This window comes from Cupriavidus sp. 94F1 (genome assembly GCF_057798875.1).
The window spans coordinates 637,151-654,185 of the sequence record NZ_JBYOJT010000002.1; the positions used below are offsets into that span (position 1 = coordinate 637,151).

At 66.1% G+C, this 17,035-nt stretch carries 15 protein-coding genes; 5 read left to right on the top strand and 10 right to left on the bottom strand.

What is annotated here, in order from left to right:
• Positions 1–146: 146 nt before the first annotated feature.
• Complete coding sequence (ggt, locus tag AC3FJ6_RS07050) at positions 147–2,060, top strand: gamma-glutamyltransferase (protein WP_488771252.1); 1,914 nt, start codon at positions 147–149, stop codon at positions 2,058–2,060.
• A 114-nt stretch (positions 2,061–2,174) separates the two neighbouring features.
• Here the strand turns inward: ggt and AC3FJ6_RS07055 are convergent, their stop codons facing one another.
• From AC3FJ6_RS07055 to AC3FJ6_RS07070, 4 genes are all read right to left on the bottom strand, one after another.
• On the bottom strand, positions 2,175–3,179 hold the full coding sequence (locus AC3FJ6_RS07055; RefSeq protein WP_488771254.1) for a Bug family tripartite tricarboxylate transporter substrate binding protein: 1,005 nt from the start codon (positions 3,177–3,179) through the stop codon (positions 2,175–2,177).
• 296 nt (positions 3,180–3,475) lie between these two features.
• Positions 3,476–4,552, bottom strand: coding sequence for a phosphotransferase (locus AC3FJ6_RS07060; protein ID WP_488771255.1), 1,077 nt, complete (start codon positions 4,550–4,552; stop codon positions 3,476–3,478).
• A 66-nt stretch (positions 4,553–4,618) separates the two neighbouring features.
• Positions 4,619–5,398: an oxepin-CoA hydrolase, alternative type gene (locus AC3FJ6_RS07065; RefSeq protein ID WP_400394097.1), complete on the bottom strand. Its 780-nt coding sequence runs from the start codon at positions 5,396–5,398 to the stop codon at positions 4,619–4,621.
• Positions 5,399–5,479: 81 nt separating this feature from the next.
• Positions 5,480–7,003, bottom strand: coding sequence for a 3-hydroxyacyl-CoA dehydrogenase (locus tag AC3FJ6_RS07070; protein ID WP_488771256.1), 1,524 nt, complete (start codon positions 7,001–7,003; stop codon positions 5,480–5,482).
• A 176-nt stretch (positions 7,004–7,179) separates the two neighbouring features.
• Here AC3FJ6_RS07070 and AC3FJ6_RS07075 point away from each other — a divergent pair, with 176 nt between their 5' ends.
• On the top strand, positions 7,180–7,821 hold the full coding sequence (locus tag AC3FJ6_RS07075) for a glutathione S-transferase (protein ID WP_488771257.1): 642 nt from the start codon (positions 7,180–7,182) through the stop codon (positions 7,819–7,821).
• A gap of 92 nt (positions 7,822–7,913) precedes the next feature.
• On the opposite strand, the gene AC3FJ6_RS07080 is transcribed toward AC3FJ6_RS07075, so the two are convergent.
• Together AC3FJ6_RS07080 and AC3FJ6_RS07085 are read right to left on the bottom strand one after the other, a co-directional pair.
• The gene (locus AC3FJ6_RS07080) at positions 7,914–9,092 is read right to left on the bottom strand and encodes a pyridoxal phosphate-dependent aminotransferase (RefSeq protein ID WP_488771258.1); all 1,179 of its coding nucleotides are present in this window, start codon (positions 9,090–9,092) and stop codon (positions 7,914–7,916) included.
• A 48-nt stretch (positions 9,093–9,140) separates the two neighbouring features.
• Positions 9,141–9,689: a putative toxin-antitoxin system toxin component, PIN family gene (locus AC3FJ6_RS07085; protein WP_488771259.1), complete on the bottom strand. Its 549-nt coding sequence runs from the start codon at positions 9,687–9,689 to the stop codon at positions 9,141–9,143.
• A 40-nt stretch (positions 9,690–9,729) separates the two neighbouring features.
• Here AC3FJ6_RS07085 and yaaA point away from each other — a divergent pair, with 40 nt between their 5' ends.
• Both yaaA and AC3FJ6_RS07095 read left to right on the top strand, forming a co-directional pair.
• Positions 9,730–10,515, top strand: coding sequence for a peroxide stress protein YaaA (gene yaaA / locus AC3FJ6_RS07090; protein ID WP_488771261.1), 786 nt, complete (start codon positions 9,730–9,732; stop codon positions 10,513–10,515).
• 19 nt (positions 10,516–10,534) lie between these two features.
• A complete protein-coding gene (locus AC3FJ6_RS07095) occupies positions 10,535–11,692 on the top strand; it encodes a M14 family metallopeptidase (RefSeq protein WP_488771262.1) in 1,158 nt (385 codons plus the stop codon).
• A 98-nt stretch (positions 11,693–11,790) separates the two neighbouring features.
• Here AC3FJ6_RS07095 and AC3FJ6_RS07100 read toward each other — a convergent pair whose 3' ends face one another.
• The 3 genes from AC3FJ6_RS07100 to AC3FJ6_RS07110 all read right to left on the bottom strand — a co-directional run bounded on the left by AC3FJ6_RS07100 (position 11,791) and on the right by AC3FJ6_RS07110 (position 14,712).
• Positions 11,791–12,582 carry a BspC domain-containing protein gene (locus tag AC3FJ6_RS07100; protein WP_488771263.1) on the bottom strand — a complete coding sequence of 264 codons (792 nt, stop codon included), beginning with the start codon at positions 12,580–12,582 and terminating at the stop codon, positions 11,791–11,793.
• 252 nt (positions 12,583–12,834) lie between these two features.
• Positions 12,835–13,707, bottom strand: coding sequence for an N-formylglutamate amidohydrolase (locus AC3FJ6_RS07105; RefSeq protein ID WP_488771264.1), 873 nt, complete (start codon positions 13,705–13,707; stop codon positions 12,835–12,837).
• A gap of 18 nt (positions 13,708–13,725) precedes the next feature.
• Complete coding sequence (locus AC3FJ6_RS07110; RefSeq protein ID WP_029051364.1) at positions 13,726–14,712, bottom strand: Bug family tripartite tricarboxylate transporter substrate binding protein; 987 nt, start codon at positions 14,710–14,712, stop codon at positions 13,726–13,728.
• A 199-nt stretch (positions 14,713–14,911) separates the two neighbouring features.
• Here AC3FJ6_RS07110 and AC3FJ6_RS07115 point away from each other — a divergent pair, with 199 nt between their 5' ends.
• A complete protein-coding gene (locus AC3FJ6_RS07115) occupies positions 14,912–15,814 on the top strand; it encodes a LysR family transcriptional regulator (RefSeq protein ID WP_153947628.1) in 903 nt (300 codons plus the stop codon).
• Between the two features lie 39 nt (positions 15,815–15,853).
• Here AC3FJ6_RS07115 and AC3FJ6_RS07120 read toward each other — a convergent pair whose 3' ends face one another.
• Positions 15,854–17,029, bottom strand: a complete 1,176-nt coding sequence (locus AC3FJ6_RS07120; protein ID WP_066738865.1) for a vWA domain-containing protein — start codon at positions 17,027–17,029, stop codon at positions 15,854–15,856.
• Between the last annotated feature and the right edge of the window lie 6 nt (positions 17,030–17,035).

Genomic DNA, 17,035 nt, shown 5'->3' on the forward strand with positions numbered 1-17,035 from the left:
TGGCCATGCCGTGCCGCCGGGCCGGCTGGCGTCGGCCGCATAGGAAAAATTGCCCCGAAACGCAAGGCTGGCTTTCAGACGATTCGCACATCCATCCGCCTTTTTCGCCGCTACAATCGCCGGAGATTTCCACCAGGAGACACGGCATGACTGAAGCAGTGGCACCCCGTTCCGCGGACCCGACCGCGCATCATTCCGATTCACTGCGCTGGCGTGGCGCGCTGGCCGTGGCGCTGACCGCGCTGCTGGCGGCCTGCGGTACGCCGGACAAGGGCGCCGGCGCGCCCGCCGCCTCGGCCACGCCGGCGTCCGCGCCCCCCGCGCAGGCGGCGATGCCGCCGGCGCCCGAAGTGTCGTCGGGCTATCGCCCCGACATGACCACCACCTTCGCGCAGAAGCACATGGCGGCGGCCGCGAATCCGCTGGCCACCGAGGCGGGCCGCGAAATCCTGCGGGCCGGCGGTTCGGCCATCGACGCCGCCGTGGCAATGCAGGCCGTCCTGACGCTGGTGGAGCCGCAGGCCACCGGCATCGGCGGCGGCGCGTTCATCATGTACTGGGACGGCAAGCGCGTGCAGGCCTACGACGGCCGCGAAACCGCGCCAGCCGGTGCCACCGAGAACCTGTTCATGCGCGCCGACGGCAAGCCGATGGAATTCTCCGAAGGCCAGATCGGCGGGCGGTCGGTGGGTGTGCCCGGCGTGCTGCGCGCGCTGGAGATGGCCCATCGCGAGCACGGGCGCCTGCCCTGGGCGCGGCTGTTCCAGCCGGCCATCCGCCTGGCGGACAAGGGCTTCCCGATGTCGCAGCGGCTCTACACGCAGGTGGCGGCCGACAAGTTCATGGGCGGGTCGCCCGAGATGACGGCCTACTTCCTGGACGCGCAGGGCAAGGCCAAGCCGGTGGGCACGATGATCCGGAATCCGCAACTGGCGCAGACGCTGCGCGAGATTGCGAAGAACGGTCCGAACGTGTTCTACAACGGGCCGATCGCGCGCGATATCGCGGCCAAGGTCAACGGCCATCAGAACGCGGGCAGCCTGTCCGAGGCGGACCTGAAGGGCTACAAGGCCAAGGTGCGCGTGCCGGTGTGTACCGACTACCGGCAGTACAAGGTCTGCGGCATGCCGCCGCCGTCGTCGGGCGGCATTGCCATCGCCCAGATCCTCGGCACGCTGGAGGCGCTGGAAAAGCGTGACCCGCGCTACGCGCTGGCCAGCCTGAAGCCGACCAGGGTGGACCTGCCGTCCCTGATGGAGCCGAATCCGCTGGCCGTCCACGCCATCGCCGAAGCCGACCGGCTGGCCTATGCGGACCGCGGCCTCTATGTGGCCGATGCCGATTTCGTGCCCGTGGACGTGGCCGCGATGGTCAATCCCGACTATCTGGCCGAGCGCGCGGCGCAGATCGGTGACCAGAGCATGGGCAAGGCGCAGCCGGGCACGCCGCCGGGCGTGAAGGTGTCGTTCGCGCCCGATCGTTCGCCGCCGCGCATTTCCACGTCGCAGATCGTGGCCGTGGACAATCGTGGCGGTGCGCTGTCGATGACGACCACCATCGAGTCGTATTTCGGCTCGCACATCATGGTGCGCGGCTTCATGCTCAACAACCAGCTGACCGACTTCTCGTTCACGCCGACCGAAATTGGCAAGCCGGTGGCCAACCGCGTGCAGCCGGGCAAGCGTCCGCGTTCGTCGATGGCGCCGACGCTGGTGTTCGACCGCCAGAGCGGCAAGCTGGTGGCCGCGCTGGGTTCGCCGGGCGGCTCGCAGATCATCGAGTATGTGTCGAAGACGCTGGTGGGCCTGCTCGATTGGGACATGGATGTGCAGCAGGCCGTGGGCATGGCCAACTTCGGCAGCCGCAACGGCCCCACCGAGGTGGAGCGTGGCCTGGTCACGCCGCAGCTGGTGCAGGCGCTGAAGCAGCAGGGCCATCAGGTGGCCGAGATCGAGATGACCAGCGGCACGCAGGCCATCATGCGCAAGACGGTCAACGGCAAGCCAGTCTGGGCCGGTGGCGCGGACCCACGCCGGGAGGGCGTGGCGCTGGGCGACTGAGTCGCGTGGCGAGCCGGTGGGCTGCGGCTGTCGCTGCAGCCCCGGGCGGCCGGCAATGGAAAACGGGCGCGACATTCGCGCCCGTTTCGGTTCTATGTCTTGTGACTGCCGGATTTATGCGTCCAGCTTGACCCCCGCCGCCTTCACCACCTGTGCCCAGCGTTTTTCCTCGGCCTGGAACCACTTGGTGGTGTCGGCCGGGGACATCGTGACGACCTCGGCGCCCTGGCCGGCCAGGTTGGCGCGGATCTCCGGCGTGCGGATGATCTTCACCAGCTCGGTGTTGATGCGCTGGACCAGCGCATCGGGCATGCCGGCCGGCGCCATCACGCCTTGCCAGGTACCCGATTCGAAATTCGGCACGCCGCTTTCGGCAATCGTCGGCGTCTGGCCGACCAGCGCCATGCGGGTGCGCTTGGACACGGCCAGCAGCTTGAGCTTGCCCGATTGCACGTGCGGATAGGTAGCCAGCATGCCGTTCATCAGCACCTGGGCGGTACCGCCAACCGTATCGGCAATCGCCTGCGCGCCGCCCTTGTAGGGCACGTACTGCCAGCCGGCCTTGGTGGCCTGCTGCACGGCCACGCCGGCCAGATGCGGTGCGCTGCCGATGGCGGTGACCGCAAAGTTCAGCGACTGCTTGTGCGACAGTTCGACCAGTTCCTTGAGGTTGTTGGCCGGTACCGACGGATGCACGACCAGCAGGTGCGGCGAATAGGCCAGCATGGCCACGCCCTTGAGATCCTTGTCAGGGTTGAATGTGAGCTTGGTATAGACCGAGGGGGTGATCGCCAGCGCGCCAACGTCGCACAGCAGCAGCGTGTGGTTTTCGGTGCCGGCCTGCGCCACCATGGCGGCGCCGATGTTGCCGTTGGCCCCCGGGCGGTTGTCCACCACGATCGGCTGGCCCAGTGCTTCGCCCAGCTGCTTGCTGATCAGGCGCGCGATGATGTCCGACGAACCGCCGGCGGGATAGGGCACCACCAGGCGGATCGGCCGGGTTGGCCACTTGTCCTGCGCCCAGGCCGTAGCGGGTGCCAGGATGCCGGACGTGCCCACGGCACCAAGAGCCGCAAGGCCCGGAAGCTGGCCAAGGAATTGGCGGCGAGAAGAGGTCATGCTGTGTCTCCAGTCAACACTTATCATCAGTCGTCGTACAACGATGGACGCAGTGTAGGGCCGCTTTTCGATTGGGTCTATCGGGAAAACACGTAGGCAGCCGCCGCCAAATGTCTCAACAATGCGGTGGGGCGGGAGGCTGGCACGGGGCTGGGGCGCACTGCGAAAAGCGGGATGTGCTCCGGGTTTGTGCTCAGTTGTCTGATGACATGGGGCGGAGGGTGACGTTGGCTCCCCTTCCCAGCGTGTGGGGAAAGGGAGCAAGGGAAGCAACGACGGGCAGCGGAGGGGGCCGCTCAAGACCCCGACTTCTTCGCGTACTCCCAGCCCATCTCGGCCATCGGCCGGGCGCGCTTGCCGGCGTCGAGGGCCTGCGCGGACGATGCCGTGCCGTCCACCACGCGCTTCATGATGCCCTGCAGGATGCCCGCGATCCGGAACATGCTGAACGCGAGGTAGAAATTCCAGTCGCCAGTGATCTGGCGGCCGGTGCGCTGCTCGTACATGCGGCGATAGCTGGCCTCGTCGGGAATGCCCAGGCCGTTGTGGTCCAGCCCGGCGATGCCGCGGAACTGGCCCGGCGCGATATGCCAGCTCATGCAGTGGTAGCCGAAGTCGGCCATCGGGTGCCCCAGCGTGGACAGTTCCCAGTCCAGCACGGCCAGCACGCGCGGCTCCGTCGGATGGAACATCAGGTTGTCGAGCCGGTAGTCGCCGTGGACGATGCTGGTCAGGTCCAGGTCTTCCTGCGGAATATGCTCGGGCAGCCAGGCAATCAGTTGGTCCATGGCCGGGATCGATTCGGTCTCCGACAGCTTGTACTGCTTGCTCCAGCGTTCGATCTGGCGCTGGAAGTAGTTGCCGGGCTTGCCGTAGTCGGCCAGGCCGATGGCCTGGTAGTCCACCGAGTGCAGCGCGGCGATGACGCGGTTCATCTCGTCATAGATGGCACCGCGTTCGGCCGTGGTCATGTCGGGCAGCGACTGGTCCCACAGCACGCGGCCGCTGACGAACTCCATGATGTAGAACGCGCGGCCGATCACGTCTTCGTCCTCGCACAGCGCGTACATGTGGGCCACGGGCACGTCCGTGCCGGCCAGCGCCTTCATCACGCGGTATTCGCGCTCGATGGCGTGGGCGGACGGCAGCAGCTTCGATTTCGGGCCCGGCTTGGCGCGCATCACGTAGGTCTGGCCCGGCGTGATCAGCTTGAACGTGGGATTGGACTGGCCGCCCTTGAACTGCTCGACGGTCAACGGGCCGGCAAAGCCCTCGACATGCTCGCGCATCCAGGCTTCCAGCGCGCCCACATCGAAACGCTGCTGGTCTGCCACGGGGCGCGTACCTTCAAAGTGCGATACGTTGCTGCTCATCTTTGTCTCTCTCCGCAGTGTCTTTATTTTGTGATCATTGTCGAAGGCGCGTTACAGGTGTGGGGATTACCTGTAATTCGGCTTGCGCTTCTCAAGGAACGCCGTAATGCCTTCACCGCCGTCCTTGTGATGGAGCGCGGCCACGAAGCTGTCGCGCTCTGCGGCCAGGTGTTCGGTCAGCGTGGCGCTGCCGGCATGGTTGATCAGCGATTTCATGCCGCGCACGGCGTTGGGCGATTCCTTGGCCAGGTTTTCGGCGATGCGCAATGCCTCGGTCAGGGCATGGCCCGGCTGCACCACGCGGTTGACGATGCCGAAGTGCGCCAGCCGGGCCGGGTCCACCGGCTTGCCTTCCATCAGGATTTCGCTGGCCAGCTGGCGCGGCAGCATCCGCGCGATTTCATACGAGCCACCGCCGTCGGGGGTCAGGCCAACCTTGACGTAGGCCATCACGAACTTGGCGTCGCTGGCGGCCACCACGTAGTCGCAGGCCAGCACCAGCGAGAACCCGGCGCCGGCGGCGGGACCTTCCACGGCAGCGATGATCGGCTTGGGAAAGGCGTGGAACGATTCGATCCACTGATGCAGCGTCTCGATGCTCTCGGCCTGCACCGACGGCGGTTGCGAGCGGTTGCCCAGCAGGCGGTTCAGGTTGCCGCCGGCGCAGAACACACCGTTGGCCCCGGTCAGCACCACGGCGCGGATCGAGTCGTCGCGGGTGGCCACGTCGAGCGCTTCCTGCGAAGCGGCGTAGATGTCTGGGTGCAGCGCGTTGCGCGCCTCCGGGTTGGAGATGGTCAGCACGAGCGTCGCGTCGACGCGTTCGGACAGCAACTGGGCAGTCATGGCAGCCTCGTTATCTTGGAACGAATTCTTGATGCAAATGCACAAAGGGCGCCCCGTGTCTCTCGCGGGGCGCCCACTCGATCAGGCTTCTTCGGTCAGCAGCGACAGGCCCAGACCGGCGCGGCGCCACAGCCACGGGCTCGGACGGTAGCGCATGTCGCCGGTCAGGCGGTTCATGTTGCGCAGCACGTCCAGGATGACAGCGGCGCCAATCGTGTCGCCCAGTGCCAGCGGGCCCTTCGGATAGCCGAGGCCCAGGTTGACGGCCAGGTCGATATCGGTCGGCGTGGCGATGCGCTGCTGCGCGATGTCGCTGGCGATGTTGACGATGCAGCCGATGATGCGCTGGGCGATGAAGCCGGCCGAATCGCGGATCAGCGTCACGGGCACGCCATCGCTGGCGAACAGGCCGTGGGCGGCATCGCGTGCGGCGGCGCTGGTGGCCGGCGTGGTCATCAGCGTGCGGCGCTTGGTGGCTTCGAACGGCAGCAGCGTGTCGATGGCCACCACGCGCGTGGCGTCCAGGCCTTCTTCCAGCGCGGCGGTGGTGGCGTCCAGGCCCAGCGGCGTGACCACGATCAATGCGTCGGCCGAAGGCTGGTTGCCAGCTTCAACGGTCACGCCCAGCGCGGTCAGCAGCTTCACGGTCATGGCGTTGCCACGCGCGTTGGCGCGGCTCACCCACACGCTGGCCGGGCGCGCATCGGGCACCGGCGTTGCGGCGGGCACCTGCTTCTGGCCTTCCGGGTATGCATAGAAGCCGGCGCCGGTCTTGCGGCCCAGCAGTCCACCCACCGAACGCAGCGCCGTGATCGGCGACGGGCGGTAGCGCGGCTCCTGGTAGAACTGGTTGTAGATCGATTCCATCACCGGGTGCGACACGTCGAGCCCGGTCAGGTCCATCAGCTCGAACGGGCCCATGCGGAAACCGGCCTGCTCGCGCATGATGTTGTCGATATCGACGAACTCGGCCACGCCTTCCTGCGCGGCCTTCAGGCCCTCAATGTTCATGCCGCGGCCGGCATGGTTCACGATAAAGCCCGGCATGTCCTTGCAGCGCACCGGCGTATGGCCCATGCGGCGCGACAGCGCCATCAGGCGGTCGCCCACGGCCGGGTCGCCGGACAGGCCATCGATCACTTCCACGACCTTCATCAGCGGCACCGGGTTGAAGAAGTGGTAGCCGACCACACGGCCCGGCTGCTTCGCGCCCACGGCAATGGCCGTGATCGACAGCGACGAGGTGTTCGACGCGATCACCGCGTCTTCACGCAGGATGGCTTCGAGCTTGGCCACCAGCTCGCGCTTGACGTCCAGGCGTTCGACGATGGCTTCCACCACCATGTCGCAGCCGGCCAGGTCTTCCAGCGCGCCGGCGGCCTTCACGCGGGCCAGCGCGGCGTCGCTGTCGGCGGCGCTGATCTTGCCCTTGTCGGCCAGCTTGGCAAAGGTATCCTGCAGATACTGGCGCGCGGCGGCCACGGCCTGGGCGTTGGTATCGAACAGGTGTACGGTCAGGCCTGCCTGCGCGGCGATCTGGGCGATGCCGCGGCCCATGGCGCCAGTGCCAACGATGCCGAGCGTCTGGATAGTGGAATTGCTCATTGTTGGTCCAAAAAAGTTGTGGCTAAATTAGCACGATCGTACGTTTTCTGCACCTTTCGCGACAGAGGCGCCGCGCATGCGGCGTGCGCTGATCGGCCAAGTCTGGCAGGGCAGACGGCGACGGTGCGGCCCCGGGCCGACACCGGAGATTCCATCCCAATCCGGAGATAGACGACATGCTGAAGCTCTGCGGTTTTGCCGCCAGCAACTACTACAACAAGGTCAAGCTGGCGCTGCTGGAAAAGAACCTGCCGTTCGAGGAAGTGCTGGCCTGGATTGGCGAGACCGACCTGTCGGCATCGCCGCTGGGCAAGGTTCCCTACATCATCACCGATGCCGGCCCGCTGTGCGAGTCCGAAACCATCGTCGAGTACCTGGAAGCCACCTACATCCAGGCGCCGCTGCTGCCGCAGGACCCGTTCCAGGCGGGCAAGGTGCGCGAAATCATCACGTTCCTGGAGCTATACCTGGAGTTGACCGCCCGCGAGCTGTACGCCGAAGCGTTCTTCGGCGGCAAGGTCAGTGACCGCGTCAAGGAGCGCCAGCGCAACCTGCTGGACAAGTACATCCCCGCGTTCGGCCGTCTGGCGAAGTTCTCGCCATATATCGCCGGCGACGCGTTCACGCTGGCCGACTGCGCCGCCGTGTGCCACCTGCCGCTGATCTCGTCCTGCACGAAGATCATCTACGGCGAAGACTTGCTGGCGGGCCTGCCGGTCAAGGATTACCTGAAGGCGATGGCAGAGCGGCCGAGCGTGCAGAAGGTCAACGCCGAACGCAAGGCCAACACCGAGCTGATGCTGAGCCGGAACAAGTAACGCGCCAAATTAAGCAAAAAGCCCCGCGGCGGGAAGCCAGCGGGGCTTTTCTTCATGGCGGGGATGCGCGGCGCTTATAGCCGCCCGGCCGGTCAGAGCCTGGCCAGCCGCTCCAGCGCCAGCTTGAGCGTGTCTTCCTTCTTGGCGAAGCAGAAGCGCACCACGCCCGATTCGCACGGCTCCGAGTAGAACGCCGATACCGGAATGGCCGCAACGCCAATTTCGCGCGTCAGCCACATCGAGAAATCGGCCTCGCTCATATCGGAAATGGCCGAATAGTCGACGCACTGGAAGTATGTGCCGTCCGAAGGCAGCAGCTTGAAGCGCGTATCGGCCAGCCCGGCGCGGAAGTAGTCGCGCTTGGCCTGGTAGAAGCCGGCCAGGTCCAGGTACGGCGCCGGGTCGGCCATGTAGTCGGCCAGGCCGTGCTGCACCGGCGTGTTCACCGTGAACACGTTGAACTGGTGCACCTTGCGGAATTCGTTCATCAGCGCGGCCGGCGCGGCCACGTAGCCGACCTTCCAGCCCGTGACGTGATAGGTCTTGCCGAAGCTCGACACCACGAAGCTGCGGCGCGCCAGTTCGGGGTGGCGCGACACCGATGCGTGCTGCTGGCCGTCGTAGACCATGTGCTCGTAGACCTCGTCGGACAGCAGCAGGATGTCGGTGCCGGCCAGCAGATCGGCCAGTTGCTGCATGTCTTCCGCGCGCCAGATCGTGCCGGTGGGGTTGTGCGGCGTGTTGATCATGATCATGCGCGTCTTGGGCGTGATCGCGGCGGCCAGCTTGTCGAACGGGATGCGAAACAGCGGGGCCTCCAGCCGCACCGGCACGGCCCTGGCGCCGGCCAGTTCGATCGACGGCAGGTAGCTGTCGTAGCACGGCTCCAGCACGATGACTTCGTCGCCGGGGTGCACGGCGCACAGGATGGCCGTCAGCAGCCCCTGGGTGGCGCCGGCCGTGACCGTGATCTCGGTGTTCCAGTCGTACTGATGGCCGTACAGACTGGCGATCTTGCCTGCGATGGCCTGGCGCAGCTTCGGCACGCCGGCCATCGGCGGGTACTGGTTGTGCCCCGCGCGCATCGCGCCGGTCACGGCATCGACGATGCGCGGGTCGCAATCGAAGTCCGGAAAGCCCTGGCCCAGGTTCACGGCGTTCTTTTCGGCGGCCAGCGCCGACATCACGGTGAAGATCGTGGTGCCCACGTTGGGCAGGCGCGACAGCGGCGGATTCAGCGGATTCAGCGGGGCGAGGGTCGATTCGGACATGACTGGGCGGAAACGGAATAGGGCCGGGCAGGAAACCAGAGCGACATTCTAGCGGGGATCGCCGGCCGGGGCGGGCGCGACGGATTCAGGCGCGCCGGCGGCATCGGCGGCGGCCTGGGCGGCCAGCCAGCCCGTAAAGGCCAGCGGCGTCAGCACATCCACACCGCTGGTGCGGCGCAGGCGGCTCTTGAGCTTGAGGACGGCCTTGTCCTTGGACACCAGCAGCACCGCCCGCGCAAAGTGCGCCAGCTCGATGAACTTCTGGTCGTCGGTATCGCGGCACCTGGGCAGGCGGATGGTGCCGGCGTCGGCCGGTTCGGGCGCCGGCGCCAGCGTGGTCAGGCGGTCTACCTCGGCCAGCGCGGCATCGATATCGACCGCGAACCGGGCAAATTGCGGATAAGCCAGCACCCGGCGCAGTTCCTCGCGGCAGTCGGCCCGGATGACCGGCGCGATGGCGCCCGACGCCAGCGCGGCGCGGATCGGCTCGACGTGCGGATCGCGGAAGACCAGCAGGTCGACCCAGACATTGGAATCGAGGACGACTCGGGGGGCGGAGGTGCCGGGCAGGGCGCCGGCGGTGACTTCAGTGGGCATTCGCTACAATCTCAGCTTTGTTTCTGCCCGCGATTTTGCCATGCTCATCGTCCTGTCTCCCGCCAAGTCCCTGGACTACGAGACACCGCCGCGCGTCAAGACCCACACGATGCCGCGCTTTATCGACCGTTCCGCCGCGCTGATCGAGCGCCTGCGCAAGCTGGCGCCGCAGGATGTGGCGTCGCTGATGGATATCTCCGACAAGCTGGCCGTGCTGAACGTGACGCGCTATGACGACTGGTCGCCCGAATTCACGGCCGCCAACAGCAAGCAGGCCGTGCTGGCCTTCAATGGCGACGTCTACGATGGCCTGGACGCCAAATCGCTGTCCACCGACGATCTGGCGTTCGCCCAGAAGCACATTCGCATCCTGTCCGGCCTCTACGGCGTGCTGCGCCCGATGGACTGGATGCAGCCGTACCGGCTGGAAATGGGCACCCGCCTTGACAACGCCGCTGGCCGCGACCTCTACGCGTTCTGGGGCGACGATGTCACGAAGCTGCTCAACAAGGACATGGCCGACCTCAAGCACGAGGGCGCGGCCACGCTGGTGAACCTGGCGTCCGAGGAGTATTTCAAGGTGGTGCGCCCCAAGGTGCTCGACGCCCGTGTCATCACGCCGGTGTTCGAGGACTGGAAGGGCGGCCGCTACAAGATCATTTCGTTCCATGCCAAGCGCGCGCGCGGTACGATGGCCCGCTATGCGGTCACGCACCGGGTCACCGATCCGGCGCAGCTCAAGCGGTTCAAGGAAGACGGCTACGCGTTCGACAAGGCGGCTTCCGACGATGCCCGCTGGGTTTTCCGCCGCCGCCTGGAAGACTAGGAACAAAAGGACAAATTCAATGACCTCGGCACTCCCTACCTCGGCACTCCACGTTTCCTCGCGGTTCGATTCGGGCGCGATTGAAGTCGTAGCCATCGATCGCGCCGACGACATCCGCCTGCGCATCCGCGCGGATTCCCACGCCGATTTCCGCCAGTGGTTCCACTTCCGGCTGCAGGGTGCTGCGGGCCAGGCGTGCCGGCTGAAGTTCCTGAACGCCGGCGAGTGCACGTATCCCGACGGCTGGCGCGACTACCGCGCCGTGGCGTCCTACGACCGCGCGCACTGGTTCCGGGTGCCGACGCAGTACGACGGCACCACGATGACCGTCGAGTTCACGCCCGAACACGACAGCGTGTGGCTGGCCTACTTCGAGCCGTATTCCGACGAACGGCACCTGGCACTGCTGGCCACGTGCCAGCGGTCGCCGCTGGCGAAGCTGACGCACCTGGGCAGCACCGTCGATGGCCGCGACCTGACCTGCGTGACGCTGGGCCAGCCGGGACCGGGCAAGAAGACGATCTGGATGATCGCGCGCCAGCATCCTGGCGAAAGCATGGCCGAGTGGTTCTGCGAAGGCGTGCTGCAGCGCCTGACCGGCACCGGGGCGTGGCAGGGCGATCCGGTCGCGCGCAAGCTGCTGGACCGCGCCGTGTTCCATATCGTGCCGAACATGAATCCGGACGGTTCGTCGCGCGGCAACCTGCGCACCAACGCGGCCGGCGCGAACCTGAATCGCGAGTGGATGCAGCCGAGCGAGGAAACGAGCCCCGAGGTCTATCATGTGCGCCGCGCCATCGAGCGCACCGGCGTGGACCTTTTCTTCGACATCCACGGCGACGAGGCGCTGCCGTACAACTTCGTGGCCGGCAGCGAGATGCTGCCCGGCTTTACCGACGCCCAGCGCGAGCAGCAGTCACGCTTTATCGAAGCGTTCAAGCGCGCCACGCCCGACTTCCAGGACGTGCACGGCTACGCCGCCAGCAAGTACAACGCCGACGCGCTGAAGCTGGCCTCGAAGTACATCGGCCATACCTTCGGCTGCCTGGCGCTGACGCTTGAAATGCCGTTCAAGGACAACGCCGACCTGCCCGACGCGGCCGTGGGCTGGAACGGCGCAAAAAGCGCGCTGCTCGGCACGGCCATGCTGCAGGCGATCCTGGAGTATCTGGGCTGAGGCAAGGCCCTCTCCGTATCCCACTCCCGCCTGTGGGAGAGAGATACGGATATCGACAGCGCGACAGGCGGCAGCGCGACAGGCGGCAGGCAATAGCCTCAGTTCTTCTTTTTCGTCTTGGAGGAGGAAGACGTGCTCTTGGCGCTTGCCGTCGATTTGGTCGTCGATTTGGTTGTCGACTTCGACGCGGACGATGTCTTGGCGCTGCTCTTGCCCTTCTTCTTGCTGTGCGACGACGACGCCGTGGGCACGGCCGGGGCCGCCGCCGGCTCGGTGATCGTGTCGCCGTTGCTGTCGAGCAGTTCGTAGGCCAGCATCATCCCCTCGTTGTAGCCGCAGCGCACCTTGACCGGTTGCCACTGGGCCTCGCCCTTGCGCTTGTGGGCCGTGGCATTGAAGGTCACCACCGAACTCACCGGCACCGCCTGCTTGCCAGGCGAGAAGCGGCCTTCCCAGCGTTCCTCGGCGGCCTGGCCAGCCGACAGCGCGCCGGTGGGGATCTTCAGCGCGTCATAGGACGCCGAACGCGGCACCACCCAGCTGGCATGTGCGGCGCAGTCCGCCACGTCGGCCGTGGCATTCTCCGACTTCATCAGCTGCTCGCGCATCTGCGCGCGATACTCGGCCAGGCTCACGCGACCCTTGTCGGGCAGCGTGACCGTGGTGGTCGGCGGATTCTTGTTGACGACGGGCGGTGGCTTGACGCCAGCGGTGCTGGCCGGAGCGGCCGATGCGGTGGCGGGCGTGCCGGCCGGCGTGGCCGGGGCGGCGGCCTGGGCGGTGTCGTCGGTCGGCGCGGTGGCGCAGCCGGCCAGCGCGATCGCGCCTGCCACTGCGGCAGTCAGCAAGCGAAGCTGGCTGCCAAACAGTCTGGAAATTCGTTTGATCACGGGATCGTCTTTGCCTGATTCAGCAAGGAGGGTTGGTGAAGGATTGCCATGATAGAGGAAAGCCTGCCGGCGAAGTTCCTAAATCTTGTTACCCTTCGTTCTAACTGCTTACAACTTGCGCGCATCAGGCGCTATTACCTGTGCGCGGTAGCAGATGTCCCAGTGCTCATGCAACTCAGGCGAACCCCGAGACACGCAAGTGACGTGTCCCGGGGCGCCGGGCGCCATTGCAGCGCCCGTTCCGGACGTGTCTCAGAACGTGCTGGCGAAGCGCAGCAGGTCGTCCATCAGCGCGTTGAGGTCGCGCTTGAGCTTGTCGAAGCCGGCCGAGTGGGTCAGGCCCACTTCGTCCATGTAGAGCTTGCGGTTGACTTCGAGCTGCAGGCTGTGGCGGTTGGCTTGCGGCTGGCCCACCACGCGCACGATCTCCACCCCCTTGTAAGGGTGATTGCGCCACACGTCGTAGCCCATCTCCTTGAGCACCGCTTCCACGCGATCGGTGAAGCGCGTGTCGCACGTGGTGCCGTCGCGGTCGCCCACGACGAAGTCCGGATGCTGCAGGCCCGGATGCTCGGTCGCGAACTTCGCGGCCTCGCTCGGCATCGAGTGGCAGTTGATGTGGAACACGCGGCCATGGCGCGCCACGGCGGCGTCCGACAACTTCTGCAGCTGCGCGTAGTACGGCAGGTAGTAGTTGTCGATCCGTGCCTGCAGCTCCGCCACGCTCAGCTTGCGGTCGTAGATCGGCTCGCCCGTGTCCAGCACGCGCCAGACCAGGCCCTTGCCCAGGCGCGTCTTGGACGTTTCCTTCTTCAGGCCCGGCCAGGGCGCGTCCAGCAGCGCCGCGTCGATTTCCTCCAGGCCGCGGTTGGCGTCGAGGTAGCTGCGCGGGCATCCCGCGGCCAGCAGCGGGATGCCACGTGCCGGAGCATCGGCGTAGAGCTGTTCCACGAACGTGTCTTCCGCCTGCCGCAGCAGCGGCAGGGGCAGGTTGGCGGCGTAGCGGAAATCCGCCGGGTACGTGGTGCAGCTATGCGGTGAGTCAAGAAAGAGCGGGCCGCTCTCGCCTTCCGGCATGTGCAGGAAGTACGGGCTTTCCGCGGTCTTTCGTTCTGCTTCGGTCATACGAACTGCCGGTGAGGTTTAGTCCAGGGAAATCTTGGCGGCGGCTGCCACCTTCTTGTTCTTGGCCACTTCGGTGGCGATCTGCTGCGCAAAGTGCTGCGGCGTGTCGCCCACCGGGGTGGCGCCCAGCTTTTCGAGCTTGGCCTTCACCTCGGGCATGGCCAGCACCTTGATGGCCGCGGCGTTCAGCTTGGCCTGGATATCGGCCGGCAGCTTGGCCGGGGCGATCAGGCCAAACCAGGCGGCGTCGTTCACTTCGGGCAGGCCCAGTTCGGCGAAGGTCGGCACGTTCGGCAGGGCGGCCACGCGCTTGGGCGCGGCCACGGCCAGCGCGCGCAGCTTGCCGCCTTCGATGAACGGCAGCGACGACGGCAGGTTGTCGAACAGGATCTGCACCTGGCCGGCCAGCGCGTCGTTCAGCGCCGGGCCCACGCCCTTGTACGGCACGTGCAGCAGTTCGGTCTTGCTGCTCATCTTGAACAGCTCGCCCATCATGTGCGACACGCTGCCGTTGCCGGCCGAGCCATAGGCCAGCTTGTTCGGCTCGGACTTGGCCAGCGCGATGAACGACTTCATGTCGGTGGCCTTCACGCCCGGGTGGATGCTCATCACGTTCGGCACCGACGCCAGGTTCGTGATCGTCGTGAAGTCCTTGGTGGCGTCGTACGACAGGCGCGGGTACACGGCCGGGTTGATGCCGTGCGTGGAAGCGGTGGCAATGCCGAGCGTGTAGCCGTCCGGCGCGGCCTTGGCCAGGTAGCCGGTGCCGATGCTGCCGCCGGCGCCGCCGCGGTTATCCACGACCACGGCCTGGCCCAGTTGCTGGCCCAGCTTGTCGGCGACGATACGCGCGACGATATCGGTGGTGCCGCCGGCCGGGAACGGCACGACGAGCGTGATCGGCTTGGTCGGGTACGTGCCTTGGGCAAAGGCAGGGAGGGTCAGGCCGGCAGCAGCAAAGGCAGTGGCGGCGGCCAGGATCTTGAGCAGGGGACGGCGTTGCATCGAAAAGGAATCCGGTCGAAAGGTAAGGGAAAGGAGAGAGAGGCCGGTCTCTGCGGACCTGATGGGAAGCCTCGAACGTGTGCAACTCAGGAGCCATGCAAAAATTGTGCGTCCTGATTCTGCGCGCCAATGCAACTTCGTAGCAAACGATTTAAAATCCCTAGCTCATTCCATTTGGTATTGAAGTTAGGGGTGCAGTATGCGGCGCTTGTGTCCGTCGATGACCGAGCTGATGGCCTTCGAGGCAGCGGCTCGCCATAGCAGTTTTACGGTGGCGGCGCGCGAACTGCATGTGACGCAGGGCGCGGTCAGCAAGCAGGTGCGGAGCCTGGAGGCGTTCCTGGGCGTGGAATTGTTCGAGCGGGTGCGCCAGCGGCTATTGCTGACCGAGGCGGGCGCGCGCTACCTGGAGCGCATCGGGCCCAGTCTTGGCGAGATCGAGGCAGCCAGCGTGGAACTGATTGCACGCCAGGGGCGCGGCGGCATCCTGCATATCGCCAGCATGCCCACGCTCGGTGCGAAGTGGCTGATTCCGAGGCTGCCGCAGTTCTTCGCCAGGCATCCGGAGGTCACGCTCGAATTCGTGCCCCATGCGCAGGGCTACGACTTTTCCCAACCCGATCTCGATGCGGCCATCCGCTTTGGCGACGGCGTCTGGCCGGGCAGCCTGGCCGATTACATGACCGGCCGCGAGGTGCTGCCGGTCTGCCGGCCCGGGCTGCTCGGGCACGAACCCGACGGCGTGGCCCGGACGCCGGCCGCGCTGCTCAGATATCCGCTGCTGCACCATACGACCGTGCCCGAGGCATGGCCCGACTGGCTGTCGGAACTCGGTGTATCGACAAGGCAGGCGTGGAGCGGGGCGCGTTTCGACCAGTTCACGCTGCTGACGCAGGCAGCCATGTCCGGGCTGGGCATTGCGCTGATCCCGCGCTGCCTGATCGAGGAGGAACTGGCCACCGGCACGCTGACCGTGGCGCACCCGGCGCGCGTGCTGGCCAGGAAGGGCTACTACCTGTGCTATCCGGAGCAGAAGGCCCACCTGCCGGCGTTGCTGACATTCCGGCAGTGGCTGATGGAAGGCGTTGACGTGGTGGCGTGACCGGCCGGCCGCGCCCCCGCCACCAGGCCATGACTTCCATTACTTCGACAGCACCTTCATCGCTTCTTCCAGCCCCGCCAGCGTGACCGGATACATGCGGTTCTTCATGATCTGGTTGATGACCGTGATCGACTGGCGGTATTGCCACAGGCCTTCGGGCTCGGGGTTGAGCCAGACAAAGCGCGGGAACTGCTCGATCATGCGATTGAGCCAGACCGCGCCCGCTTCGGGGTTGTTGTATTCGACCGAGCCACCGGGCTGCAGGATTTCGTAAGGGCTCATCGTCGCGTCGCCGACGAAGATCACCTTGTAGTCCGGCGTGTACTTGTGCATCAGATCCCACGTGGCGATCTTCTCCGCGTGCCGGCGCCGGTTGTTCTTCCACACGTAGTCATACAGGCAGTTGTGGAAGTAGAAGTACTCCAGGTGCTTGAACTCGGTCTTGGTGGCCGAGAACAGCTCTTCCACGCGCTTGATGTGGTCGTCCATCGAGCCGCCCACATCCATCAGCATCAGCACCTTGACCTTGTTGTGGCGCTCGGGCCGCAGCTTGATGTCGAGCATGCCCGCGTTGGCCGCCGTGGAGTGGATGGTGTCGTCGAGGTCCAGCTCGGTATCGGCCCCCTCGCGCGCAAACCGGCGCAGGCGGCGCAGCGCCACCTTGATGTTGCGCGTGCCCAGTTCCACCTGGTCGTCGTAGTCCTTGTAGGCGCGCGATTCCCAGACCTTGATCGCGGTGCGGTTGCCCTTGGACGGCCCGCCGATGCGGATGCCCTCGGGGTTGTAGCCGCCATGGCCAAACGGCGATGTGCCGCCGGTGCCGATCCATTTGTTGCCGCCTTCGTGCTTTTCCTTCTGCTCTTCCAGCAGCTGCTTCAGGCGCTCCATCAGCTTGTCGAGCCCGCCCATGGCCTCGATCCTGGCCTTTTCCTCGGCGGACAGTTCACGCTCCAGCGTCTTCTGCAGCCAATCCAGCGGGATGTCGCTCTTCCAGTCCACCAGGCTTTCCACGCCCTTGAAGTACGCGGCGAAGGTCTGGTCGAACTTGTCGAAGTGCTTCTCGTCCTTGACCAGCGTCATGCGGGACAGGTAGTAGAACTCGTCGATCGACGGCGAAATGACCTGCGCGCGCAGGGCTTCGAGCATGGTCAGGTATTCCTTGACCGATACCGGCAGCTTGGCGTGGCGCAGCGAGAAGAAAAAGTCGATCAGCATGGCTTG